Source organism: Nostocoides sp. HKS02 (genome assembly GCF_009707485.1).
Taxonomy (GTDB): domain Bacteria; phylum Actinomycetota; class Actinomycetes; order Actinomycetales; family Dermatophilaceae; genus Pedococcus.
On the sequence record NZ_CP046121.1, the window covers coordinates 330,805 to 355,292 of the forward strand.

The 24,488-nt window shown below is 70.5% G+C and carries 24 protein-coding genes and 1 other RNA gene; 16 read left to right on the forward strand and 9 right to left on the reverse strand.

Features of this window, described 5'->3' with window-relative positions:
- Positions 1–65 precede the first annotated feature (65 nt).
- Both GKE56_RS01480 and GKE56_RS01485 read left to right on the forward strand, forming a co-directional pair.
- Positions 66–1,052 carry a methionine synthase gene (locus GKE56_RS01480; RefSeq protein WP_154683055.1) on the forward strand — a complete coding sequence of 329 codons (987 nt, stop codon included), beginning with the start codon at positions 66–68 and terminating at the stop codon, positions 1,050–1,052.
- 7 nt (positions 1,053–1,059) lie between these two features.
- On the forward strand, positions 1,060–2,043 hold the full coding sequence (locus GKE56_RS01485; protein ID WP_154683056.1) for a DMT family transporter: 984 nt from the start codon (positions 1,060–1,062) through the stop codon (positions 2,041–2,043).
- Positions 2,044–2,118: 75 nt separating this feature from the next.
- Here the strand turns inward: GKE56_RS01485 and GKE56_RS01490 are convergent, their stop codons facing one another.
- A complete protein-coding gene (locus tag GKE56_RS01490; protein ID WP_154683057.1) occupies positions 2,119–3,621 on the reverse strand; it encodes a long-chain fatty acid--CoA ligase in 1,503 nt (500 codons plus the stop codon).
- Between the two features lie 109 nt (positions 3,622–3,730).
- On the opposite strand from GKE56_RS01490, the gene ligA reads away from it, so the two are divergent.
- The gene (ligA, locus tag GKE56_RS01495; RefSeq protein WP_154683058.1) at positions 3,731–5,875 is read left to right on the forward strand and encodes an NAD-dependent DNA ligase LigA; all 2,145 of its coding nucleotides are present in this window, start codon (positions 3,731–3,733) and stop codon (positions 5,873–5,875) included.
- 347 nt (positions 5,876–6,222) lie between these two features.
- Here ligA and GKE56_RS01500 read toward each other — a convergent pair whose 3' ends face one another.
- Positions 6,223–6,975, reverse strand: coding sequence for a FadR/GntR family transcriptional regulator (locus GKE56_RS01500; protein ID WP_154683059.1), 753 nt, complete (start codon positions 6,973–6,975; stop codon positions 6,223–6,225).
- Between the two features lie 156 nt (positions 6,976–7,131).
- Between GKE56_RS01500 and GKE56_RS01505 the strand changes: the two genes are divergently transcribed.
- The 10 genes from GKE56_RS01505 (at position 7,132) to GKE56_RS17760 (ending at position 15,944) form a co-directional block, all read left to right on the forward strand.
- Positions 7,132–7,656 carry a gluconokinase gene (locus GKE56_RS01505; RefSeq protein WP_230209106.1) on the forward strand — a complete coding sequence of 175 codons (525 nt, stop codon included), beginning with the start codon at positions 7,132–7,134 and terminating at the stop codon, positions 7,654–7,656.
- Positions 7,653–9,044 (forward strand): GntP family permease, encoded by a 1,392-nt coding sequence (locus tag GKE56_RS01510; RefSeq protein WP_154683060.1) that lies wholly within the window; start codon positions 7,653–7,655, stop codon positions 9,042–9,044. The genes GKE56_RS01505 and GKE56_RS01510 overlap by 4 nt, the downstream gene beginning before the upstream one ends.
- A 47-nt stretch (positions 9,045–9,091) precedes the next feature.
- Positions 9,092–10,207 carry a peptide chain release factor 2 gene (prfB, locus tag GKE56_RS01515; RefSeq protein ID WP_154683061.1) on the forward strand — a complete coding sequence of 372 codons (1,116 nt, stop codon included), beginning with the start codon at positions 9,092–9,094 and terminating at the stop codon, positions 10,205–10,207.
- 158 nt (positions 10,208–10,365) lie between these two features.
- Positions 10,366–11,055 carry a cell division ATP-binding protein FtsE gene (ftsE, locus tag GKE56_RS01520; protein ID WP_154683062.1) on the forward strand — a complete coding sequence of 230 codons (690 nt, stop codon included), beginning with the start codon at positions 10,366–10,368 and terminating at the stop codon, positions 11,053–11,055.
- 51 nt (positions 11,056–11,106) lie between these two features.
- On the forward strand, positions 11,107–11,733 hold the full coding sequence (locus GKE56_RS01525; protein WP_230209107.1) for a permease-like cell division protein FtsX: 627 nt from the start codon (positions 11,107–11,109) through the stop codon (positions 11,731–11,733).
- A complete protein-coding gene (locus GKE56_RS17095) occupies positions 11,690–12,016 on the forward strand; it encodes an FtsX-like permease family protein (protein ID WP_230209108.1) in 327 nt (108 codons plus the stop codon). The genes GKE56_RS01525 and GKE56_RS17095 overlap by 44 nt, the downstream gene beginning before the upstream one ends.
- A 48-nt stretch (positions 12,017–12,064) precedes the next feature.
- Entirely contained in the window at positions 12,065–13,432 is a 1,368-nt protein-coding gene (locus GKE56_RS01530; RefSeq protein WP_154683063.1) for a peptidoglycan DD-metalloendopeptidase family protein, read from the forward strand.
- A 123-nt stretch (positions 13,433–13,555) separates the two neighbouring features.
- On the forward strand, positions 13,556–14,035 hold the full coding sequence (gene smpB, locus GKE56_RS01535) for an SsrA-binding protein SmpB (RefSeq protein WP_154683064.1): 480 nt from the start codon (positions 13,556–13,558) through the stop codon (positions 14,033–14,035).
- A gap of 2 nt (positions 14,036–14,037) precedes the next feature.
- A complete protein-coding gene (locus GKE56_RS17755; RefSeq protein ID WP_154683065.1) occupies positions 14,038–15,108 on the forward strand; it encodes a DUF2207 domain-containing protein in 1,071 nt (356 codons plus the stop codon).
- Complete coding sequence (locus GKE56_RS17760) at positions 15,027–15,944, forward strand: DUF2207 domain-containing protein (RefSeq protein WP_154683066.1); 918 nt, start codon at positions 15,027–15,029, stop codon at positions 15,942–15,944. The genes GKE56_RS17755 and GKE56_RS17760 overlap by 82 nt, the downstream gene beginning before the upstream one ends.
- Positions 15,945–16,004: 60 nt before the next feature.
- Here the strand turns inward: GKE56_RS17760 and GKE56_RS01550 are convergent, their stop codons facing one another.
- From GKE56_RS01550 to GKE56_RS01560, 3 genes are all read right to left on the reverse strand, one after another.
- The gene (locus GKE56_RS01550; RefSeq protein ID WP_154683067.1) at positions 16,005–16,178 is read right to left on the reverse strand and encodes a CsbD family protein; all 174 of its coding nucleotides are present in this window, start codon (positions 16,176–16,178) and stop codon (positions 16,005–16,007) included.
- 90 nt (positions 16,179–16,268) lie between these two features.
- Positions 16,269–19,649: a pyruvate carboxylase gene (locus GKE56_RS01555; protein ID WP_154683068.1), complete on the reverse strand. Its 3,381-nt coding sequence runs from the start codon at positions 19,647–19,649 to the stop codon at positions 16,269–16,271.
- Positions 19,650–19,777: 128 nt separating this feature from the next.
- Positions 19,778–20,389: an NAD(P)-dependent oxidoreductase gene (locus tag GKE56_RS01560; protein WP_154683069.1), complete on the reverse strand. Its 612-nt coding sequence runs from the start codon at positions 20,387–20,389 to the stop codon at positions 19,778–19,780.
- Between the two features lie 98 nt (positions 20,390–20,487).
- Here GKE56_RS01560 and GKE56_RS01565 point away from each other — a divergent pair, with 98 nt between their 5' ends.
- Together GKE56_RS01565 and ssrA are read left to right on the forward strand one after the other, a co-directional pair.
- Positions 20,488–20,907, forward strand: a complete 420-nt coding sequence (locus GKE56_RS01565; protein ID WP_230209109.1) for a helix-turn-helix domain-containing protein — start codon at positions 20,488–20,490, stop codon at positions 20,905–20,907.
- 64 nt (positions 20,908–20,971) lie between these two features.
- Positions 20,972–21,338: a transfer-messenger RNA gene (gene ssrA, locus GKE56_RS01570) on the forward strand.
- Between the two features lie 114 nt (positions 21,339–21,452).
- Here the strand turns inward: ssrA and GKE56_RS01575 are convergent.
- The 3 genes from GKE56_RS01575 to GKE56_RS01585 are packed head-to-tail and all read right to left on the reverse strand — an operon-like array spanning position 21,453 to position 23,289.
- The gene (locus GKE56_RS01575) at positions 21,453–22,454 is read right to left on the reverse strand and encodes a hypothetical protein (protein WP_230209110.1); all 1,002 of its coding nucleotides are present in this window, start codon (positions 22,452–22,454) and stop codon (positions 21,453–21,455) included.
- On the reverse strand, positions 22,451–23,125 hold the full coding sequence (locus GKE56_RS01580) for a cytochrome b N-terminal domain-containing protein (RefSeq protein ID WP_154683071.1): 675 nt from the start codon (positions 23,123–23,125) through the stop codon (positions 22,451–22,453). Before GKE56_RS01580 ends, GKE56_RS01575 begins: the two co-directional genes overlap by 4 nt.
- Positions 23,122–23,289, reverse strand: coding sequence for a hypothetical protein (locus GKE56_RS01585; RefSeq protein WP_154683072.1), 168 nt, complete (start codon positions 23,287–23,289; stop codon positions 23,122–23,124). The genes GKE56_RS01580 and GKE56_RS01585 overlap by 4 nt, the downstream gene beginning before the upstream one ends.
- A 183-nt stretch (positions 23,290–23,472) precedes the next feature.
- On the opposite strand from GKE56_RS01585, the gene GKE56_RS01590 reads away from it, so the two are divergent.
- On the forward strand, positions 23,473–23,910 hold the full coding sequence (locus GKE56_RS01590; protein WP_154683073.1) for a pyridoxamine 5'-phosphate oxidase family protein: 438 nt from the start codon (positions 23,473–23,475) through the stop codon (positions 23,908–23,910).
- Between the two features lie 13 nt (positions 23,911–23,923).
- Here the strand turns inward: GKE56_RS01590 and GKE56_RS01595 are convergent, their stop codons facing one another.
- Positions 23,924–24,367, reverse strand: coding sequence for a universal stress protein (locus tag GKE56_RS01595; RefSeq protein WP_154683074.1), 444 nt, complete (start codon positions 24,365–24,367; stop codon positions 23,924–23,926).
- Between the last annotated feature and the right edge of the window lie 121 nt (positions 24,368–24,488).

The window sequence follows — 24,488 nt, forward strand, 5'->3', positions numbered from 1 at the left end:
GTATGCCGCTGAGGCGGTGAGGCGGCCGGTCACTGGCTGTCGGACCGCCCGGTTACGCTCTCGTTGTGGCTCGCGCAACCGGTATCGGATCTCTGCCCGGCACGGACATCCGCGAGGCCTTGCGTGGGGTGCGTGACCTCCTCGGCGACGGCCACCTGCCCTACCTGCCCGAGCTGCCGGCACGCGGCCCGGGGTCCGAGCTGCTCGGGCGCTCCGCTGGCCTGCTGGTCGACCTCCACGTCGACCTCCAGCCCGGCGGCTGGCGGTTCGTCGACCGGCCCGGGCACGACGCCGGGCGCACCGCCGGACTCTGGCGCCAGGACCTCGACGAGCTCGCCGAAGCCTTCGACGGCTACGCCGGCGAGCTCAAGGTCCAGTGCGCGGGGCCCTGGACCCTCGCGGCCGGACTCGAGCTCACCCGGGGCGAGCGGGCGCTGTCCGACCAGGGCGCCGTGCGCGACCTCGTGGGGTCGCTCACCGAGGGACTGCGTCGGCACGTCGCCGAGGTGCAGCGGCTGGTGCCGCAGGCGACGCTGACGCTCCAGCTCGACGAGCCCTCGCTCCCGGCCGTGCTGGCCGGGCACATCCCGACCGCGTCCGGCTACGGGCACCTGCGGTCGGTCGACCCGATGACGGTGATGAACGGGCTGCGCGACGTCCTGGGCGCCGCGCCCGACGCGACGGCGACGGTGGTGCACTGCTGCGACCCCGGCATACCCCTGCCGCTTCTGCGGGCCACCGGGGTGGCAGCGATCGCCTTCGACACGACCACCCTCACGCCCCAGCGCTGGGAGTCCGTCGCCGCGACGGTCGAGCAAGGGGTGGCCCTGTGGGCCGGCTGCCTGCCCACCGACGGCGGCGGCACCGTCCAGGAGGCCGCGGCAACGGTGGCTCGTGGCTGGCACGACGCCGGCATGCCCACCTCCGCCCTGGGCGACCTCGTCGCCAGCCCCGCGTGCGGACTCGCCGGACTCACACCCGCGGGGGCCTGGCGCGTTCAACGTGCAGCGGTCGACGTGGCCGCGGAATGGTCCGAACGAGCGGAAAGTTGACCCACCCATGAGCAGCGTCGCCACCCCCTCACGCGTCGAGCCCGCCACCTCGACGACCCGGGTGCCCTGGCAGGCCAAGTACCTCCTGCTCGCCCTCATCTGGGGCTCGAGCTTCCTGCTGATGAAGGTCGGACTGCGCACCATGGCGCCGCTGCAGATCTCCGGGCTGCGGATCTTCGCCGGCACCGCGACCCTGCTGGCGCTGCTGGCCGTCACCGGCGGCCGGCTGCCGCGGGAGCCGAGGGTCTGGGGGCACCTGGCGGTGTCAGGCGTGTTCCTCACCGCGCTGCCGTTCAGCCTGTTCGCCGCGGGGGAGGAGCGCGTCTCCTCGGCCCTGGCCGGCATCGGCAACGCGACCACGCCGCTGGCCGCCGTGTTCTTCGCCTTGGCCCTGCTGCCCAGCGACCGCCTGTCGCGGCGCAAGCTCGCGGCCGTGGTCATCGGATTCGTGGGTGTCGTCGTCATCATGCAGCCGTGGGCGTCGGCGGGGCGCCCCGACCTGCTCGGGTTCGGCATGACCTTGGTGGCGGGCGCGTGCTACGGCCTCGGCTGGACGTACAACCGTCGGTTCCTCGGGCAGGCCGACCTCGGCGGCCTCTCCATGCCCACCGCCCTGCTCGTCGTGGGGTCGGTGCTGATGGTGCCGGTCGTGCTCGTCTGGTGGCTGTTCCACCGCGCGAGCTATGCCGCGCCGTGGGCCGGACACCTCGACACCACCCACGGGGGCACGCTGCTGCCGCTGGTCTGCGTGCTCGCGCTCGGCGTCGTCGGCACGGGCCTGGCCTACATGCTCCAGTTCGACGTCGTCCGGGGCGCGGGCGCGACGGTGAGCACGACGGTCACGTACCTCATCCCCGTCGTGTCGGTGATCCTCGGGGTGGTCGTGCTGCGCGAGAGCCTCGCGTGGCCCCAGCTGCTCGGTGCCGCGATCGTGCTCCTGTCGGCGGTCGTCATCGGGCTGCCCGACCGGCGGCGTCGGCTCGCCAGCTGACGCGACCTCGTGGGCAGGGTCGTCCGGGCCTGCGCCCTGACGATCCTGCCCACGAGGCCGGTTGGGGCGACTCGCTCAGGAGCCGGTTGGCTGGTGAACCTCGCGGCGCAGGATCTTGCCGGTGGGGCCCTTGGGCAGCTCGTCGACCTGCCAGAGGTGCCTCGGGTACTTGTAGGCCGCGATGCGTTCCTTGACGTAGGCCTGGACGTCCTCGAGCGTCGCGGTCGACCCGGGTCGCAGCGCCACCGCGGCGCCCACGTCCTCGCCGAGGAGGTCGTCAGGTACCGCGACCACGGCGGCCTCGAGGACATCGGGGTGGGTGTAGAGCACCTCCTCCACCTCGCGCGGGTACACGTTCATGCCGCCCCGCAGGATCATGTCCTTCTTGCGGTCCACGATGGTGAAGTACCCCTCGTCGTCGACCGTGGCCAGGTCACCGGTGCGGAACCACCCGTCCGGGATCGCCTCAGCCGTGGCCTCGGGGTTGTTCCAGTACCCCTTCATGACGTTGTCACCGCGAATGGCGATCTCGCCCACGCCCTCCCCCGGTGGGACGTCGTTGCCGTCCAGGTCGACGAGCTTCATCTCGCACCCGGGGATCGCCACGCCGATGGTGCCGGGCTTGCGCTCCCGGTCGGGCATGTTGAACGACGCGACCGGTGAGGTCTCGGACAGGCCGTACCCCTCGAGGATGATGCAGTCGAACTTCGCCTCGAACGCCTTCATGACCTCCAGCGGCATCGCCGATCCGCCCGAGCAGCAGGCGCGCAGGGAGCTCGCGTCGAGGGAGTCCGAGTCGGGGTGGTTGAGGATCGCGGCATACATCGTCGGGACGCCCATCATGATGGTGACCTTCTCGTTGCCGATGACCTTGATCGCCTCTGCGGGGTCGAAGCGGGGGATGAGCGCCAGGGCCGCGCCGGAGATGACTGCGGCGTTGAGCCCCACCACGAGCCCGAACACGTGGAACAGGGGCAGGCACCCCATCACGACGTCCGCGGCTGTCGTCTGCTGGATCTCGACGGCGCTGCGGTGGGCGTTCAGGTGGACGTTGCGGTGGGTGAGCTCTGCTCCCTTGGGGCGACCGGTGGTGCCCGAGGTGTACAGGACGATCGCGGTGTCTTCGTCGTCGCGCTCGACCGGCGTGCTGATCGGGTCGCCGTCCTCGAGGGTGCCGGCCTCGGGGCCGAGCACGCCGCAGGGGATGATGCGGGTTCCCGAACGCTCGGCGCCGGCCGTGGCCTCGGCGACGAAGTCGGGCCACACGAAGGCGACCGTGGCGCCGGAGTTGGTGAAGAAGAAGTCGATCTCGCCCGCCTTGAGTAGGGGGTTCATCGGCACGACGATCGCACCGGCCAGCAGGGAGCCGAAGAACACGACGGGAAACGCCGGCACGTTCGGCAGGATGATCGCCACCCGGTCGCCGGGCTCGACGCCGGACGCCCGCAGCTGTCCCGCCACCGAGGCCGCCATCGCATGGAGCTGGCCATAGCTGAGGTCCTGGCCATGGAACTTGATGGCCGGCGAGTCGGGCCGGCTGCCGGCCGTCTCGACCAGGTTGGTGGCGAGGTTGGTCATCGGTGACTCCACTCCTTCGTGGGCGTGTGGGGCGTACGGGGCTCCCGGGGCGCTGCCGTCATCCTCCCTGCTGGCCTCCGCGTTGGCTACGGCTTCGCCGTGATTCGGTATGCCGCGTGCCGTCGGTGGGGTGCGGCAGGATGGGCCCGTGAGTGAGATCGTCTCGAGCACCGTCCCGCAGGAAGTCCGTCACGAGTGGACCGAGCTCGCCGAGCAGGCCAGCGCCGCCCAGTTCGCCTACCACGTCAAGGATGCGCCGACGATCAGCGACGGCGAGTACGACACCTTGATCCGGCGGTTGACGGCGCTCGAGGACGACTACCCCGAGCTGCGCACCCCCGAGAGCCCGACCCAGCAGGTCGGCGGTGCGGTGTTCTCGACGGAGTTCCAGGCCGTCGACCACCTCGAGCGGATGCTCAGTCTCGACAACTGCTTCTCGCCCGAGGAGCTCGCGCAGTGGGCGGCGCGCGTGACTCGCGACGCGGGCACCACGGCATACCACTATCTCTGCGAGCTCAAGATCGACGGGCTGGCCGTGAACCTGCTCTACGAAAAGGGTCGGCTCACGCGCGCCCTCACCCGCGGCGACGGGCGCACCGGCGAGGACGTCACCCACAACGTCAAGACCATCGAGGGCATCCCGCACCAGCTCGCCGGCTCGGGCCACCCCGCGCGGGTCGAGGTCCGTGGTGAGGTCTTCTTCCCGCTCGAGGGGTTCGCCGAGCTCAACGCCTCGCTCGTCGAGGCGGGCAAGGCCCCGTTCGCCAACCCCCGCAACTCGGCAGCCGGGTCACTGCGCCAGAAGGACCCGCGGGTCACCGCCAGCCGCCCGCTGCACATGCTCGTCCACGGCATCGGGTTCCGCGAGGGGCTCGAGCTCACGCGCCAGTCCGAGGCGTACGAGAAGCTCCGCGAGTGGGGCCTGCCGATCTCCACCCACTTCCGGGTGCTCGACACGATCGAGGAGGTCCAGGAGTTCGTCCGTTACTTCGGCGAGCACCGCCACAGCGTCGAGCACGAGCTCGACGGCATCGTGGTCAAGGTCGACGAGGTGGCCGTGCAGCGCCAGCTGGGGTCGACGTCACGGGCACCCCGCTGGGCGATCGCCTACAAGTACCCGCCCGAGGAGGTCAACACCAAGCTCCTCGACATCCAGGTCAACGTCGGGCGCACCGGCCGGGTGACGCCGTTCGGGGTCATGGAGCCCGTGGTCGTCGCCGGGTCGACGGTGGAGCGTGCCACCCTCCACAACGCCGACGAGGTGCGGCGCAAAGGCGTCCTCATCGGCGACATGGTGGTGCTGCGCAAGGCCGGTGACGTCATTCCCGAGATCCTCGGCCCGGTCGTCGACCTGCGCGACGGCACCGAGCGGGAGTTCGTCATGCCGACGACGTGCCCCTCGTGCGGGACCCCGCTGCGCCCGGAGAAGGAGGGCGACAAGGACATCCGCTGCCCCAACTCGCGCACCTGCCCGTCCCAGCTGCGCGAGCGGCTCGCCGGGCTGGCGGGGCGCGGCGCGTTCGACATCGAGGCACTCGGCTGGGAGGGCGCGACGGCCCTGCTCGACTCAGGCGTCCTCGAGGACGAGAGCGGCCTGTTCGGGCTCGACGAGTCCGCCATCGCCACGGTCCCGCTGTTCACCCGCGCTGCGAAGAAGACCGATCCGGCTGAGGCCGTCGTCGATGGCCGGGTGCTCTCGGCCAACGGCAAGCGCCTGGTCGAGAACCTCGGCCAGGCCAAGCAGCAGCCGCTGTGGCGCGTGCTCGTGGCGCTGTCGATCCGACACGTCGGTCCTACGGCCGCCCGGGCGCTGGCGCAGCACTTCGGCTCGATGACGGCGATCCGCGACGCGACCCGGGACGAGCTCGCCGGCGTCGAGGGGGTGGGCGGCGTCATCGCTGACGCGGTGCGGGAGTGGTTCGACGCGCCCGACAACGCGTGGCACCTGCGCATCGTCGACCAGTGGGCGGCCGACGGGGTGGTCATGCGCGACGAGCGCGATGCCTCCGTGGAGCAGACGCTGGCGGGGCTGACGGTGGTCGTGACCGGGTCGCTCGAGGGGTTCTCGCGCGACGAGGCGAAGGAGGCGATCCTGGCCCGTGGGGGCAAGGCCTCCGGGTCGGTGTCGAAGAACACCGACTACGTGGTCGTCGGCGAGAACGCCGGTTCCAAGGAGGACAAGGCGCGCGAGCTCGGGCGGCCCATCCTCAACGAGGCCGGGTTCCGCAGGTTGCTCGAGACCGGGCAGGCCTAGGGAGGGTGACCATGGTGGACAAGGCGGTCTTCCTCCGGAGTTCACCGCCCTCGGCGCGGTGGGCGACCTCGCCACCGAGGTGGACCGGATGCGGGAACACCCCGCCGGCTGGGTCGAGGCAGCCGAGGTGGACGCGCCCCCCATCACCCGCGATCTGCTCCGCGCCTGAGGCTCGCTGCTCCGCGCGGCAGGGCCCGAGCGTGCGGCCACCACTCAGCAGACTTGCGTCCCGCTGAACAGACAGGAGCTCACGGCGAAGTAGGACACACGTGCGCGAAGTTCCCTGGTGCTGCGTATGCCGCGTGCGGGGCCGGCGCGTGCGGCGGCCCGGGCCAGCCGGTCACGGCTCAGTCGAGCGGGCGCCCGTCCCGCAGAGCCGCGCTGGCCTCGTCGATGATCGAGGTCATCGCCGCAGCCGCAGCCGGGCCGTCCCCGGACTGGATCGCCTCGGCGACGTCGGCGTGCAGCCGGATCGCGAGCGGGTTCGGTCGGGCAGGCATGAGGTCGTGGTGCGTGCGGCCAGCGAGCACCTCGGCGACGACGTTGTGCAGGGCAGCGAGCATCTCGTTGCCCGACGCCTCGAGCATGGTGCGGTGGAACAACGTGTCCGCGTCGAGGTAGGCCTCGAGGTCGCCGGCCTTGGCGTGCACCGCCATCTGCATGACGGCCCCGGTCATGGTGCCGCACTGTTCCGGCGTGGCGCGCTCTGCGGCCAGGCCGGCCGCGACCGGCTCGAACCCCTTGCGCAGCTCGCCCAGTGAGAGCAGCTGCTCCTCGCGATCGGGGCCGTCGAGTCGCCACCGGATCACGCGCGGGTCGAACACGTTCCAGTCGGCCCGGGGACGCACCCGCACCCCGAGGCGACGCCGCGTCTCCACCAGCCCCATCGACTCCAGGACCCGCACTGCTTCGCGGACCACCGACCGCGACACGCCATAGGCCTCGTCGAGCTGGTCGATGCGCAGCACCGCACCCACGGGGCAGCGACCCGAGACGATGTCCTGCCCGAGCGCGTCGAGGACCGAGGCGTGCAGGCCCCCCGGCGTGCTGGCGTCACCGAGCCGGTGGGGCGCGGAGCGTGCCGCGGATGCGATGGCCATGAGGCCAAGGGTGCCAGAGAGGTGATGTATGACAGAAGGGGGTAAAGAAATCTGATTTATTTTCCCGAAACTCTTGATAAGGCCGGTCTAGGGAGGGCACTCTGGTCCGAGCACGAACGAGCTTGATGAACAGGCCTGACAAAGGAGTCATGGAGCATGCAGCACCATCCACCGCCCCTCGTCGTCGTGATGGGGGTGTCCGGCTCGGGAAAGACCACCGTCGGCGCCGCCCTCGCGCAGCGCCTGGGCGTCCCGTTCGCCGACGCCGACGACTTCCACCCCGAGGCCAACATCGCCAAGATGTCTGCCGGCATCCCGCTCGACGACGTCGACCGCAAGCCGTGGCTCGAGGCCATCGCCGCCTGGCTCGCCGACCACACGTCCAGCGGCGGCGTCGCCAGCTGCTCGGCGCTCAAGCGTGAGTACCGCGACGTCCTGGCCGGCGCAGCGCCTGCGACCTTCTTCCTGCACCTGCACGGTGACCGCGACGTCCTCGCGGCCCGCGTCGCAGCCCGGCCGGCCCACTTCATGCCCGCCGCGCTCATCGACAGCCAGTTCGCCACCCTCGAAGCCCTCGAGCCCGACGAGCGGGGCGCCGTCCTCGACGTCTCTTCGTCGGTCGACAACCTCGTCGACGAGTCAGTCACCCTCCTCACCGCGAAAGGCGGAGTCTCCGCATGAGTCTCGACCTGTTCTCCCTGGTGCAGCCCGCCCTCGCGGCGGCTGACGCCCCGGCAATCCCCGCCGCACGGCTCGTCCCCGCCGCGCTCCTGGGTATCGCCGTCATCGTCCTGCTGATCACCCGGTTCAAGCTGCACCCCTTCCTCGGGCTCACCATCGGCTCCCTGGTGGTCGGCGCCGTCGCGGGTGTCGAGCTCTCGGCGACCGTCGACAGCTTCACCAAGGGCTTCGGCGCCACGGCGGCGAGTGTCGGCACGCTGATCGCGCTCGGTGCGATGTTCGGCAAGCTGCTCGCCGACTCCGGTGGCGCGGACGAGATCGTCGACACGATCGTCGGTCGCTCCAGTGCACGCACCCTGCCGTGGGCGATGGCCGGAGTCGGCGCCATCATCGGCCTGCCGATGTTCTTCGAGATCGGCCTCGTGCTCCTGATGCCGGTCATCTTCCTGGTCGCGCGCCGGTCCGGCCTGTCCGTCATCAAGGTCGGCATCCCGGCGCTCGCGGGCCTGTCGGCCATGCACGGCCTGGTCCCGCCCCACCCCGGGCCGCTCGTGGCCATCGACGCCCTCAAGGCCAACCTCGGGCTGACCCTCGGCCTCGGTGTGCTCGTCGCGATCCCGACCGTGGCCATCGCCGGCCCGCTCTTCGCCCGGTTCGCCGGCCGCTGGGTCGACGTCCCCGCGCCCACGATGTACGAGCCCCGCGAGAACGCGCTCGACCCGCGCCCGTCCTTCGCCGTGACGCTGTTCGCCGTCCTCACCCCGGTCGTCCTCATGCTGGGCAAGGCGCTCGCCGACATCCTCGCGGGCAAGGACAACCCGGTCCGCACCGTGCTCGACTTCGTCGGCACGCCGCTCATCGCCCTGCTCATCGCGGTCATCGTCGGCATGTTCACCCTCGGCCGTGGCGCCCGGATGGGCACCAAGGAGCTCGCGAAGTCGCTCGAGCAGGCGCTGCCGCCCATCGCGGGGATCATCCTCATCGTCGCCGCGGGTGGTGGCTTCAAGCAGACCCTGGTCGACACCGGGATCGGCAAGCTCGTGGCCACCTGGGTGCAGGGCAGCGGCCTGTCCGTGCTCCTGCTCGCCTGGCTCGTCGCCGTCCTGATCCGCCTCGCCACCGGCTCCGCGACGGTGGCCACGGTCACCGCCTCCGGCATCCTGGCGCCGCTGGCCGCCGGGATGGCTCCGACGCACGTCTCGCTGCTCGTCCTGGCGATCGGCGCGGGTTCGGTGTTCTTCTCCCACGTCAACGACGCCGGCTTCTGGCTGGTCAAGGAGTACTTCGGCCTCAGCGTGGGTCAGACCCTGAAGTCGTGGTCGCTCATGGAGACCGTCCTTTCCGTGACCGGGCTGGTGTTCGTGCTGCTGCTCGGCCTGGTGGTCTGAGCACGGGCGCAAACCGCGGCCCCGCCCGTGAACTAGGCTTGACCCTCGTGGCAACCGACTTCTCCCAAGAGATCAAGAACCTCCGCACGACGATGGACTCCGTGCGCGAGGTGACCGACCTCGAATCGCTGCGGGAGCGCATCAAGGATCTCGAGGCGCAGTCGGGCGTCCCCAACCTGTGGGACGACCCCGACGCGGCGCAGCAGGTGACCTCGGCGCTGTCGCGGGCCAACTCCGAGTACGAGCGGGTCACCGGCATGGACTCGCGCATCGACGACCTCGAGACGCTTGTCGAGATGGCCACCGAGGACGGCGGCGACGCCGAGACCCTCGCCGAGGCCGAGAAGGAGCTGGTCGCCGTCCAGAAGGCCGTGGCCGAGCTCGAGGTGCGCACCCTGCTTTCGGGTGAGTACGACGAGCGCGCGGCGGTGGTCACGATCCGGGCGGGCGCGGGTGGTGTCGACGCGGCGGACTTCGCCGAGATGCTCATGCGGATGTACCTGCGCTGGGCGGAGCGGCACGGTTACCCGACCAAGGTCATGGACACCTCGTATGCCGAGGAGGCGGGCCTGAAGTCGGTGACGTTCGAGGTCGACGTGCCCTACGCCTTCGGCAACCTCTCCGTCGAGGGCGGCACGCACCGGCTGGTCCGGATCAGCCCGTTCGACAACCAGGGCCGACGCCAGACGAGCTTCGCCGCAGTCGAGGTGATCCCGCTCATCGAGTCCACCGACTCCATCGAGATCCCCGAGAACGAGATCAAGGTCGACGTGTTCCGCTCGTCGGGCCCGGGCGGTCAGTCCGTCAACACCACTGACTCCGCGGTGCGCATGACCCACATCCCGACCGGCATCGTCGTTTCGATGCAGAACGAGAAGTCCCAGATCCAGAACCGCGCGGCCGCGCTGCGCGTGCTCCAGTCCCGACTGCTCATCCAGAAGCAGGCCGAGGAAGCAGCGGCGAAGAAGGAGATGGCCGGCGACATCAAGGCCAGCTGGGGCGAGCAGATGCGCTCCTACGTCCTGCAGCCGTACCAGATGGTCAAGGACCTGCGCACCGAGCACGAGGTGGGCAACCCCTCGGCCGTCTTCGACGGCGACATCGACGGCTTCATCGAAGCCGGCGTGCGGTGGCGCAAGGAGCAGGAGAAGCTCGCCGGCTGACGAGGCCGGCCAGACCACGGGGCGCCGCGCAACGCCGAAGAGCCGCCGCTGCGCGGCATACCAAGGTTCCCGACCTATCCTCGGTGGCGTCGTGCGTGCGCAGCCGCGCGCGGTCGTATGCCGTCCCCGCCCCCGCCCGTAAGGCTCACCCCCCGCGCATGATCCGCTTCGAGAACGTCAGCAAGGTCTATCCCCGGTCCACCCGACCGGCCCTGAGCGACGTCACGCTCGACGTCGAGCGCGGCGAGTTCGTCTTCGTCGTCGGCGCGTCCGGTTCGGGCAAGTCGACCCTCCTGCGCCTCGTGCTCAAGGAGGAACGCGCCACCCAGGGCACCGTCCTCGTTGCGGGGCAGGAAGTCGGGGGACTGCCGCAGCGCAAGGTGCCCCGGCTGCGCCGCGAGATCGGCACGGTGTTCCAGGACTTCCGCCTGCTGCCCAACAAGAACGTCTACCAGAACGTCGCGTTCGCCCTGCAGGTCCTCGGTCGTTCCGGACACGCGATCCGCCAGGTCGTGCCCGAGACCCTCGAGATGGTCGGTCTCGAAGGCAAGGAGAAGCGTCTCCCGCACGAGCTCTCCGGTGGTGAGCAGCAGCGCGTGGCCATCGCCAGGGCCTTCGTCAACAAGCCCCCGATCCTGCTGTGCGACGAGCCGACCGGAAACCTCGACCCCGCCACCAGCCTCGACATCGTGCGGCTGCTCGACCGGATCAACCGCACCGGCACCACCATCGTGATGGCCACCCACGACGACGACATCGTCAACCAGCTGCGCAAGCGCGTGGTGGAGCTCGTGTCTGGCCACATCGTCCGCGACGAGAACAAGGGCGTCTACGGCAGCGGGCGCTGACCGCGACCCGACCGCCACCGGCCGCCACAGACTTCGGAAGAGACCCACTCCATGCGACTGCAGTTCATGCTCGGCGAGATCTGGATCGGCCTGCGCCGAAACCTCTCCATCGCCGTCTCGGTCATGCTCGTCACCACGGTGTCGCTGTACCTCCTCGGGCTCGGCCTGCTCGCCCAGCGTGAGGTCGACACCCTCAAGGGCTACTGGTACGACCGCATCCAGGTCTCGATCTTCATGTGCGGGCAGGACTCGGCCGAGGCGAACTGTGCGGGCAAGGCCATCACGGCCGAGCAGAAGGCGGCTCTCAAGGCCCAGCTCGACCAGATGAAGCCCCTGGTCAAGAACGTCTACTACGAGTCCGAGCAACAGGCCTACGACCGGTTCCAGGAGCAGTTCCGCAACAGCCCGCTCGCGAGCAACATCCGGGTCGGCGACATCCCGCAGAGCTACCGGGTGCAGCTGTCCGACCCGACCAAGTACGACGTGGTGGTGAGCGCCTTCCAGGGCGCCCCGGGGGTAGGACGCGTGCAGGACCAGCAGAAGACCCTGGACAAGCTTGTTCAAGGTGATGAACGGCATCACCGTCGCCTCGCTCGTGCTCGCCTTCATCATGATCATCTGTGCCGTGCTGCTGATGGTCACCACGATCAGGCAGGCGGCCTTCACCCGGCGCCGTGAGACCGGGATCATGAAGCTCGTGGGGGCCTCGAACCTCACGATCCGGCTGCCGTTCGTCATGGAGATCGTGCTCGCCACGCTGGCGGGCGTCGGCGCCGCAGTCGGGCTGCTGTGGGCCACCACCGACTACCTCGTCGGGCCCTACGTCGCCAAGGTGCTGCCGGATGTCCCCTTGGTCGGGATCACCGATGTCTGGGTCATCGCCCCGTGGCTGGCCGGACTCATGCTGGTCATCGCCGTGATGACCTCCTGGGTCACCTTGTGGCGTTACCTGCGCGTCTGACCGGCCAATCCCCGGATACCGATGGGGTGTGTGTTACCAATGTGGCCTATGAGCGCAAATCTCCCGCGGTCGGGTCGGCTGGCATCGGTCCGACGGGGCGCCCTGGGTGTGGCCGTCGCGTGTTCCCTGGGGCTGGCCGCCGCGTCGCTCAGCGGCATTCCGGTCGCCCACGCAGCGCCGGCCAGCACGGTGTCCGGCCTCGACGGGTCGACACCCGGGGCCACTGACCCCAACACGGCGAAGAAGCAGGTCGACCGCCAGATCCAGGCACTCAAGGGCCAGCTCGACGAGGTCGGCGCCCACCTGGCGAACGCCTACCTCGCGCTCAAGAGGACGCAGGCCGAGCTTCCGCTCGCCCAACAGGCGCTCGACCAGGCCACCGCGGTGGTGGCCAAGGCGGACCTCTACAACTCGCAGATGACGGTCCAGCTCCAGGTCGCCCAGGCCAACGAGGCCCGGGCCATCGACGAGCTCGCGTCCACCCAGGCGCACCTGAGCCAGAACCGTCAGCGGGTCGCCCGCTTCGCCTCCCAGCTCTACCAGGACCAGGGCATGGGCCAGCTGTCCGTGGCCCTGAGCGCGACCACCCCGGACGACTTCGCCAACCGCATCGCGATGACCGACACGGTGATGGATGTCCAGAACCAGTCGCTGAGCCGGCTGGCCACGGCCCGCGCCGCGGCGACCGCCCAGGAGGCGCACATCACGGCGCTTCGCGTCCAGGTCGCCGCTGCGAAGAAGGCGGCCGAGGCGGCCCTGGCCAAGGCCCAGGCTGCCCGCGCCGCCGCCGCGCGGGCCCAGCAACAGCTGCAGGCGCTGGCCGCCCAGCAGCTCGCCCAGTCGAAGAACCTCGCCGCCCAGGCGGCCGCGGAGAAGAAGCAGCTCGCGGCCGCACAGAAGGTCCAGGCTCACCTGCAGGCTGTCCTCGTGGCGCGGGCCAAGGCGGCCAAGGCGGCGGCGGCTCGCCGCGCGGCGGCCCTGCGGCGAGCAGGCAAGCGGGTTCCGCCGGGGCCGGCGACCGCCAGCGGCTTCCTCTCCAGGCCGTCCGACGGCTGGATCTCCTCCGAGTTCGGCATGCGGTTCCACCCGATCCTGCACTACTGGCGCCTGCACGCGGGCCGTGACTACGCGGCCGACTGCGGCACGCCGATCCGCGCGGCGGCCGACGGCCAGATCATCTCGGCCGGGGTCGTCTCCGGCTACGGCAACCGCACGGAGATCGACCACGGCATCGTCCGCGGAGTCGACCTCGTGACGACCTACAACCACATGGAGCGGTTCGCTGTCACCAGCGGTCGCGTCTACCGCGGCGAGGTCATCGGGTACGTCGGCACCAGCGGTGAGTCCACGGGCTGCCACCTGCACTTCGAGACCTACGAGGACGGCGTCCCGCGCGACCCGCGCCGCTGGCTCTGAGCCACGCCGCGCGCACCTGGTCGCCGGTCGGGAAACCGGCTGGCCGGCATACCCGGGTGAGCAGGTAGCGTTGCCCCGCACGGGCGACGCGCCCGCGCCATCCACGCACGGACGGGAAGAGCAGTGGCCAAGGACGCCAAGGACGCTGGGCACAAGGTCGTGGCGAGCAACCGCAAGGCTCGTCACGACTACCTCATCGAGGACACCTTCGAGGCGGGCCTGGTCCTGATGGGCACCGAGGTGAAGTCGTTGCGCATGGGCCGCGCCTCGCTCATCGACGGCTATGCCGCCTGGCGCGGTGACGAGCTGTGGCTGGAGGGCGTGCACATCCCCGAGTACGTCCAGGGCACGTGGACCAACCACACGCCGCGGCGTCGTCGCAAGCTGCTGCTGCACCGCTCCGAGCTCGCCAAGATCCAGCGCAAGTCCTCCGAGAGCGGGCACACCATCGTGCCGCTGCAGCTGTACTTCAAGGACGGCAAGGCCAAGGTCGAGATCGCCATCGCCAAGGGCAAGCGGCAGTACGACAAGCGACAGACGCTGCGCGAGCGCCAGGACACCATGGACACCCAGCGCGCGCTCCACAGCCGGGGCGAGCGCTAGCCGTGCAGGCGACCCCGGGGCGGCGGTATGCCGCGTCAGCGGGGTTCGCGGTCCTGCTCGCCTTCGTTGCGTGGGTCCTCGGCGGGACAGTGGCCCAGGCGGCCGGCGCGGATGACAGCGCGACCGCGTTCCACGTCGACTTCACCCTGAACCATGACGGGTCGGTCGACGTCGTGGAGCACATCACGTGGCAGTTCCCCGAGGGTCAGGCACGGCACGGCATCGACCGGCTCGTGCGGGTCCGGGTCGGCTACCAGAACCGCACCGACGTCTACCGGGAGTACCCCATCAGCGCCGTGCGGGCGACGTCGCCCACCGGTGCGCCCGCCGACGTGCAGGTCAGCGACGCCCTCGACGGCAGCTCCGTTCGCATCCGGGTCGGTGACCCGGGGCGGACCGTTGTGGGCACGCAGTCCTACGTCGTGAGCTACCACCTCGCGAGCGCGGTGAACGGCTTCCCGGACCACGCCGAGTTCTACTGGAACCTCGTCCAGCCCGGAGACACCCACCAGTACGCCCAGGTCACCGCCACCGTCACCGGACCCGCGCCGAGCGACCGCGCGGAGTGCTTCTACGGCGAGCAGGGCTCCACCCAGCGGTGCAGCGCGACGGCGGGCGCCGCCGCCCGGTTCAGTGCGCCCGGACTGCAGGTCGGCCAGGGGGTCTCGGTGCTCGTCTCCCTGCCTGCGACGGCGTTCGGGACCCTCACCCCGGTGCTGCGTCGCGGCAGCGTGAGCGACTCGGGCGCGATCGTGACCGCCCCGGTGGCGAGTGCTGTCGGAGCCCTGGCGGTCGGTGCCGGGATCACCCTGCCCCTGCTCGCAGCGGGGCTCATGGGCACGCTCGTCTACACCCGCGGGCGGGACGAGCGGTATGCCGGTCTCACCCCGGGGCTGCGTCCCGGAGTGGGCGACACGGGTGCCGTCACCCGCGGGGGACGGCCCGCCGTCGCCGTCCAGTTCACTCCCCCGAGGGCGTCCAACCAGGGCTCGTGGGCACCATCATCGACGAGACGGCCAACACCATCGACGTCTCCGCCACGCTGGTCGACCTGGCCGTTCGCGGCTTCCTGACGATCGGCGAGACCGAGCACGGTGCGTTCGGGCGCAAGGACTGGCGGCTGACCCGCGCCGCGCCCCCGACCTCGGCGCTGCTGCCCTATGAAGTTGCGCTGCTCGAGGGCGTCTTCGCGTCGGGCCCGCTCGTCAACCTCTCCGAACTGCGCAACCGGTTCAAGCCGACCCTCGACCGGGTGCAGAGCCTGATGTACGACGAGGTCGTCCGCCGGGGGTGGTTCCGGCGCTCACCCCAGGCCCAGCGCGCCAGCTGGACGGTGCTCGGGGGCTCCCTCGTCGCCCTCGGAGCGTTCGCGTTCTTCTGGCTGGGTGGCTCGTTGCGGCGACTGGGCTCCGTGGCGGGGCTGCCCGTTCCCCCGGGCGCCGTCCTCCTGGGCGGGCTCGTGCTCGCCGGGGGGATCGTGCTGTTCTTCGGCCGGCGGATGGCTGCCCGCACCGCCGATGGCAGCGCCGTGCTGGCCCAGTCCGAGGGCTTCAAGCAGTACCTCGTGACCGCGGAGGCCAACCAGATCCGCTGGGAGGAGGCCCAGGACATCTTCAGCCGGTACCTGCCCTTCGCCATCGTCTTCGGGGTGGCCTCCCAGTGGGCCTCGACCTTCGAACGGGTGGCGCAGGCAGCGGCTGCGGCCGGCCACGTGATCACGCCTCCGCTGTGGTACCTGGGCGGCGACTATGCGTCGTTTGGGGGGATCGCCGACGGCATGGACGCCTTCGCGACCACGGCGGGGGGCGCCTTCGCCAGCACCCCCGGTAGCTCCGGGGGATCGGGCTTCTCCGGCGGGGGCGGCTTCTCGGGCGGCGGAGGTGGGGGCTCGGGGGGAGGCTCGTGGTAGCCACCGCAGCACGAAGGCCGGGCCCATGGGCCCGGCCTTCGCGGTCAGTCGTGTCAGCTGTCAGCTGCGAAAGGCGTCCTTGACCTTCTCGCCAGCCTGCTTGAGGTCGGCCTCGGTCTGGTCGGCCTTGCCTTCGGCCTCGAGGCTCTCGTCGTCGGTGACCTTGCCCGTGGCTTCCTTGGCCTTGCCGGACGCGTCCTGCGCCATGTTCTTCATCTTGTCGTCGCCGCCCATGGGGGCCTCCTTCGGTAGGAATGTCCCGCTTCTACCCCGAACGGGCGACGCGAAACGCGGCGGGCACCGAACCCACCGGCGAAACCCGAGCTAAGCCGTGATGACGAGCAGCAGGTCGCCGCCCTCGACCTGCTGCTGGGAGCCGATCGCCAGCCTGGCCACCGTGCCGGCGACCGGCGCCGTGATGTTGGCCTCCATCTTCATGGCCTCGATGGTGGCGACGACCGCTCCGGCTTCGACGCGCCCACCCTCCTCGACGGCCAGACTGACCACGCCGGCGAACGGTGCGGCGACCTGGCCCTTGTCGCTCGCGTCGGCCTTCTCGGCGGCCTTGACGTCGACCGCGACCTGCTCGTCGCGAACCTGGACGGGGCGCAGCTGGCCGCCCATGGTGAACATCACGGTGCGCATGCCGCGCTCGTCGGCGTCGGACACCGACTGCAGGGCGATGAGCAGCCGCTTGCCCGGTTCGAGGTCGATCTCGTGCTCGAAGCCGACCTCGACTCCGTGGAGGAACTCGCGGGTGCCCAGCACCGCGAGGTCGGAGTACGCGTCGCGCGACCTCTCGAAGTCCTGGGTCGGGCCGGGGAACAGCAAGCGGTTCAAGGTATGCCGGGGGCTTGCCTTGAGCGCGGCGCTGTCCTCTTCGCTCAGCTCGGTGACCCGGGGCTTGACGTCGCGGCCTTCGAGGGCCTTCGTACGGAACGGTTCGGGCCAGCCGCCGGGCGGGTCGCCGAGCTCACCGGAGAGGAACCCGATGACCGAGTCGGGGATGTCGTACCGGGTCGGGTTGGCCTCGAAGTCCGCCGGGTCGGCCTTCGCGCCGACCAGGGCCAGCGCCAGGTCTCCCACGACCTTGCTGCTCGGGGTGACCTTGACGATGTTGCCCAGGATCCGGTTGGCCGCGGCATACATGTCCTCGACCTCCTCGAAGTGGTCGCCGAGGCCGAGCGCGATGGCCTGCTGGCGCAGGTTGGACAGCTGGCCACCGGGGATCTCGTGGGTGTACACCCGACCGGTCGGGGCAGGCAGGCCGGACTCGAAGGGGAAGTACAGCTGGCGGACGGCCTCCCAGTAGGGCTCGAGGTCGCAGACGGTCTGCAGGTCGAGGCCGGTGGCGCGTGGTGTGCCGTCGGTGGCCGCGACCAGGCTCGACATGGGCGGCTGGCTCGTCGTGCCCGACAGGGCCGCACTGGCGACGTCCACGGCGTCGACTCCGGCGTCGATGGCGGCGAGCAACGTTGCCAGCTGCCCGCCGGCGGTGTCGTGGGTGTGCAGGTGGACGGGCTGGTCGAAGCGCTCGCGCAGCGCGGTGACCAGCGTGCGTGCGGCTGGTGCCCGCAGCAGGCCGGCCATGTCCTTGATCGCGATGACGTGCGCCCCGGCGTCGGCGATCTGCTCGGCGAGGCGCAGGTAGTAGTCGAGGGTGTAGAGCCGCTCACCGGGGTTGGTGAGGTCGCCGGTGTAGCACAACGCCACTTCGGCGACGGCGGTGCCGGTCGCCCGCACCGCGTCGATGGCCGGTCGCATCTGGCCCACGTCGTTGAGCGCGTCGAAGATGCGGAAGATGTCGATGCCGGTGCTGGCAGCCTCGGTGACGAACGCGTCGGTGACCTCGGTGGGGTAGGGCGTGTAGCCGACCGTGTTGCGCCCGCGCAGGAGCATCTGCAGCGGCAGGTTGGGCATCGCCTCGCGCAGCTGCGCGAGCCGGTCCCACGGGTCCTCGGCCAGGAAGCGGAGCGCGACGTCGTAGGTCGCGCCGCCCCAGGCCTCGACCGACAGCAGCTGCGGCGTCAGGCGGGCGACGTGCGGGGCGACGTGCATGAGGTCGCGGGTGCGCAGGCGGGTGGCCAGCAACGACTGGTGGGCGTCGCGGAACGTCGTCTCGGTGACACCCACGGCCTCCTGGGCGCGCAGCGCCTCGGCGAAGGCCTGTGGACCCTGGCGCAGCAGCCGGTCTCGGGCGCCGGGAGGTGGGGGAGTGGTCCGGTCGATGGCGGGCAGCTTGGAGCGCGGTGAGACCCGGGTGCGTCCCGGACCGTGCGGCTGGTTGACGGTGACCTCGGCGAGGTAGGTGAGCAGCTTGGTGCCCCGGTCGGCGGAGACCCGGGCCGTGCGCAGGTAGGGCCGCTCGTCGATGAAGGAGGTCGACAGTCGACCGGCCTGGAAGTCCGGCTCCTCCAGCAGGGCCTGCAGGAACGGGATGTTGGTGGAGACGCCGCGGATGCGGAACTCGGCCAGAGCCCGCCGAGCGCGCCGCACTGCGGTGGGGAAGTCGCGCCCGCGGCAGGTGAGCTTGACGAGCATCGAGTCGAAGTGGGCGCCGATCTCGGCCCCGACGAACACCGTGCCTCCGTCGAGGCGCACGCCGGCGCCGCCGGCAGAGCGGTAGGTCGTGATGCGACCGGTGTCCGGCCGGAACTCGTTGGCGGGGTCCTCGGTGGTGATCCGGCACTGCAGCGCGGCCCCGCGGATCTGGAGGGTGTCCTGGGACAGCCCGAGGTCGGCAAGGGTCTCGCCGCTGGCGATGCGCAGCTGGCTGCTCACGAGGTCGACGTCGGTGATCTCCTCGGTCACGGTGTGCTCGACCTGGATGCGCGGGTTCATCTCGATGAAGACGTACCGGCCGTCGGGTGCCAGCAGGAACTCGACCGTGCCGGCGTTGACGTAGCCGATCTCCCGGGCGAAGGCCACGGCGTGTGCACACATCCGCTCGCGCAGGTCGGGGTCGAGGTTGGGGGCGGGGGCGATCTCCACGACCTTCTGGTGGCGCCGCTGCACCGAGCAGTCGCGCTCGAAGAGGTGGATCACGCTGCCGGCGCCGTCGGCGAGGATCTGGACCTCGATGTGGCGGGGGCTGACGACTGCCTCCTCGAGGAAGACCGTGGCGTCGCCGAATGCGGACTCGGCTTCGCGCATGCAGGCCTCGAGCGCGTCCTGCAGGTCCTCGGGACGCTCGACGCGCCGCATGCCACGGCCGCCACCACCGGCGACCGCCTTGGCGAAGATGGGGAACCCGATCTCCGTGGCGGCGGCGACGAGGGTGTCCACGTCGTCGCTGGGCTCGGACGAGCGCAGGGTCGGCAGACCGGCCTGCTTGGCCGCGGCGATGGCGCGGGCCTTGTTGCCGGTGAGGTGCAGGACCGAGGCGGGCGGCCCGACGAACGTCACCCCGGCGGCGGCACAGGCCTCGGCGAGGTCGGGGTTCTCGGAGAGGAACCCGTAGCCCGGGTAGACCGCGTCCGCCCCCGACTCGAGCGCGGTCCGCACGATGCCCTCGGGGTCGAGGTAGGCCCGCACGGGGTGCCCCTCGTCGCCGATCTGGTATGCCTCGTCGGCCTTGAGCACGTGCTCGGACTTGCGGTCCTCGTAGGGGAAGACGGCCACCGTCTTGGCGCCGAGCTCGGTGGCGGCGCGGAAGGCGCGAACCGCGATCTCGCCACGGTTGGCGACCAGGACCTTGCTGAACACGGGGCCTCCTGAGGGGGGACGCAGGTGGGGCACGTTGCTGCTCGATCCTAGTGAGCGTTCGCGTCGTGAGACCGGACGACCGCGATGCGGACGTCCGGTCTCTGTCGGTATGCCGCGCGCGGCCTGGCTCAGCTCGCCGCGGTGAACCTCTGGCGGCGGTGCCTCGGCTGCTCGATCTCGTCCAGCATCGCCACGGCATAGTCCTCGGCGCTGATCTGGTCTCCTGCGGGGGAGTCCAGTCCCAGCGCGTACTGCCCGGTCCGCTCTCCCGGGGCGATCACCGGCGCAGGGGAGAAGAACGTCCAGTCGAGGTCAGCGGGGGCGGCGCGGAACAGGTCCAGGGCGGCTGCCCCGCTGAGGGCCTCGGCGCGGTAGACCTCGGGGAAGCCCTCGGTGTCGAGCAGTCGGGTGCCGTTGGGGTCGACCAGGGACCCTGCCCCGCCCACGAAGAGCACGCGGGCCTCGGTGCCGTGGTCGATGAGGGTCTGGACGGCGGCCAGCCACGGCTCGTGGCTCTCGCCCGTCCGGCTCGGTCCGGTGGCCGAGACGACGACGTCATGCGTTGCTGCGGCCTCCTTGATCGTCGCCTCGTCGCCGAGGTCGCCGGCGCGGGCGGCCACGCCGGGCATGGAGGTGGTGCCGGTGCGGGTGATGGCGGTGACGTCGTGGCCGCGCCGGACTGCCTCGGCGGCAATCCGCGAGCCGACGACTCCACTGGCTCCGAACAGGGCGATCTTCATGGGTACGTGCCTTTCGTTGCGCGATCCGGGGGAACGGGGCTCACGGTAACCAGTGGTAACTGACCACTTCAACGTGCTATAAGTACCTGATGGTTACCATGGCGCAGTCCCGCCCGCTCATCGAGCGCGGCGACGTGTTCGACCCCACTTGTCCGACCCGGGTGGTCCTCGACCGCATCGGCGACAAGTGGACTGTCCTGGTCATCGCCGCCTTGGTCGATGGCCCGTTGCGGTTCACCCAGGTGCGCCAGCGGATCGGCGGCGTGGCGCCCAAGGTGCTCACCCAGACATTGCGGGCCATGGAGCGCGACGGGCTGGTGACCCGCACCGTCTACGCCCAGGTGCCACCACGGGTGGACTACGCCCTCACGGCCCTCGGGGTCTCGCTCGGTGGCCCGCTGGCCGTGCTGACCGACTGGGCCGAGGCACATGTCGGCGAGATCGTCGCGAGCCGCGACCGCTTCGAGGAGGCCGACCTGTCACGAAATGATTCGGAGCCGGTGGGCGTTGGACGATAGGCTGGTGCAACAGCACGACAACTGAACAGAGTGTGTGTGAACACCCCTGCACTCGCAGGAGCCTGGGGGTGATCGGTTTCGACATTGGTCGGCATACCAGGGGAAGCGGGTCGAGGATGCCTGGTTATCTCGTTAACGCTCCCGGCAAAACAATAGGTGCCAATTCCAACCGCACCGACTTCGCCCTCGCCGCCTGAGCGAGCTCCGGAGTCCGTCAGCCTGAGGTAGTTCTCGACTCAGTGTCTGGCGTCAGCTAGAGAACTTGCTGCGCAGTCATGTTGGGGGGCTGCGCGGGACTCTTACTCAACTGGGCCTGTCAGGGAACGTGTGCGCGCGAGCCCTGGGGCCGAGAAACTCCCTAGCGCACTGCACCCGGAGAAGCCCTGGTTTCCCGTCAGTGGACGCGGGTTCAATTCCCGCCACCTCCACCACCCAGGTGTTCGCACACATCAGTTGGGAGCAGCGCCCGGGGTCGATCCAGACCCCGGGCGCTGTTTCGCTGCGTCGGCGCAGGTGTGGGGAACTCGCGGCCGAGCGCCCGGCGTTCACCGTGGCGCAGGTGGGTGCGCGCGGTAGTAGTCGCGCCAGATCAAGCGGTGGATGGGGATCCACCGCGGCAGGGAGCGCACACCGGGTACGAAGGGCACGAGCAGGAACCCGAGGCTCAGCAGGGCCATCAGCCCCCACACCAGGGCGTCGGCGTTCGGCGAGGACTTGAACGGCTCGATCTGGTACCAGAACGTGTAGAGCCACAGCCAGGACTGGCCGGGGTAGCTGCCGGTCTCGTTCATCATGCCCCACTGGTCGCCCCCGAGGTGCTCGGCCGTGGCGTGGTCGTCAAGGTAGCCGCCGTCGGCCAGGAACAGGGTCGAGCGCGTGTAGTCCGTGCTGTAGAAGCCGCCCTCTCCCTGGATGACCGGCTGCAGCACCCCGGAACGCGCCATGCGCAGGAGGCTGGCGGTCAGCACCGGCACAGGCCCGTACTGGCCCGGGGCCACGGCTGCGGGCTTGCCGTCCGGTGCCTTGGCGAGCGCATCGGCATACGCCCCTGCCCACGCGGCCCGCGCGGTGCCTGACGCGCCCTTCCACTGGGTGAGGGCGCTGGCGAGTGCCGGGGTGGGCGGCAGCATCGACAGTGGCGTGATGACGAAGTCGTTGGCGGAGTCCACCGGGATGCGCACTCCGGCGGCCTTCTGCAGGTCGAGCGGGCCGAGCTTCTGACCAGCGTCCGCCGTGGCGTTGTAGGGCGGCCCGTAGCCCGCGCTGGTGCTCGTGCCGGCCAGCTCTGCGGCGGCCGTGGCAACGAAGTCGTTGGGCGCCTGCTGGGCCCATCCCGCGAGGGTGAGGCTCTTCTCGTCGGGGGAGCTGAAGGCGGCGGCAAGGCCGATGACCAGTGCGCCCACGACGACCAGCGCGATGACGAGCTCCTTGAGGAGGTCGTACTCCCGTTTCGCCCCCGCCCATGGCTGGGCGGCCAGGTCCTCGGTGGCGCTGCGCCGACCCGGCGGTGCCGGGACCGGACGACGGGTCCGTGTTGTCCCGCTCATGACGAGCGCTCCTTCGCGAGCGGTTGCTCCTCGACGGGAGCCTCGAGTGTGGCGTCGATCGGCGGCACCACCCCGTGCCTGCGGACGAGCAGCACGTGCCAGACCACGATGAGGCCGACGACCAGGGGGAGCAGGGCGACGTGCCAGAGCAGCATCTGGCCCAGGTTGGTGACGTTGAACCAGGCGCCGATGCCCACGGAGTTCAGGCCGTCCTTGGCCTGCCCGGAGATCCACTGGGAGTCGAAGTTCGTCTGGACGAGGTAGCCGGTGAACGCCGCGCCGATGGAGGCGAGGAAGGACACCACGCCGGTCATCCAGGTCATCGCCCGCCGACCCCGCCATGCGGCCATCCAGAACTTGCCCCAGAGGTGCACGACCATGAACACGAAGAACAGCTCGACGCTCCAAAGGTGCACGCTGTTGACGAAGTGCCCGACCGACGACACGTGGTACCACTGCGGCCCCTCGAGGGTGAGGACCACACCGCTGGCGATGATGAAGACCAACGCGGCCAGCGTCGCGACCCCGAAGACATAGATCCACGACGCGACGTATGCCGGCTGCTCCTCCGGCATGAGCTGCTCAGGAGGCAGGGTGCGCACGAGTCGCTCCCGCAGGCGTCCGGTCCAGGTGTACCGACCGGTGTCCGCGGCCGGTGCGGGGGTGCTCATCGCCGGTCCCGCGGCTTCGGGAAGGGCAGCACCACGGCCAGCACGAACAGGGCCACGATGACTCCGATCGTGACCAGGTTCGCGACGGAGATCTGGATCGGGCCCCAGGTGAGGAAGTGCGCGGGGCCGTCGAGCCCTGCGCTCAGAGCTGTGGTGGCAGTCATAGGACAACGCTCGCTTTCCCAGCCGACGGGTGACGACTTCACGCTAGGCAGGAGCACAGCCCGCAGACAGGGCACAAGGTCCCCCTTGTCGACCAGTCGCCCGGCTGTCAGCGGCCTTTCGTCGCTGACCGATCAGGACTTTCGCCTCTGTCGGGGAGGTCGGTAGGGCCTTGCACTGGGTGCATGACTCAGTCCGAGCTTCCCCACCCTGAATCGGAAACCCATGAGCTGGGCGCCCATGAGGCACTCGCGTTGCTGCGTTCGGTCCCGGTCGGCAGGTTGGCGGTCGTCGTCGACGGCGCTCCGGACGTCTTTCCGGTCAACCACCTGGTGGACCACGGGACGATCGTCTTTCGCACGGCTGAGGGAACCAAGCTGTCGGCCACGCACGGACACCCCGTGGCCTTCGAGGTCGACGGCTACGACGCGTCCAAGGGCGAGGCGTGGAGCGTGGTGGTGCGCGGCGTGGGGCGCCTCGTGAATGAGGCCGACGAGGCCATCGAGGCCCTCAGCCTGCCGATCTTCCCGTGGCACGCAGGGGCCAAGCCCCAGGTCGTCCGCGTGATCCCCAACACCATCACGGGGCGACGCTTCACCGTCCTCGGCGGCCTTCGGGCGTAGGCGGTCCGCCGTGTCAGCGGCCGTCGGGGGCCGGGACCACGAGAACCCGGCATCCCGAGTTGGCCTGGCAGTATGCCGCCACGCCGTGCTGTGCGCCCTCGCCCGGCTTGTCCTGTCCGACGACGAGGGCCATCGCCAAGCGGCTGCGGCGCACGAGGAGCTCGCGCGCATCACCCGGGGGCGCTTCGAAGGTGGCCTGAACCCTCGGGCGGCCGTGGAGAGCACGCAGGGCCGCGCCGAACGTGGCGGCCTCGGCATCCGCGCGCTCGTGGTCGTCGAGTCCATCCGGCAGTACCTGGACGAAGCGCACCCTTCCGCCGAGCTCACGGGCGAGGCGAACGGCGGCCTGCGCAACCACTGCGGCCGAGCCGTCGTTGACGATTCCGGCCACCACCTCGGGGGGCGCCACGGGCCGAACTGATGGGGTCTGCGGCGGCGAGGGCGAGGTGATGATCATGGGTCGAGCCTGGGGCCGCCGGCAAGGACCTGGTGGGGCCATTGGTCCCTTCTTGTCCCAGGTCCGGCGCCTGCGCAAGCCAGCTCGACGGAGCCGGGGGTGCCCTCGGCTTCGGGGCCTA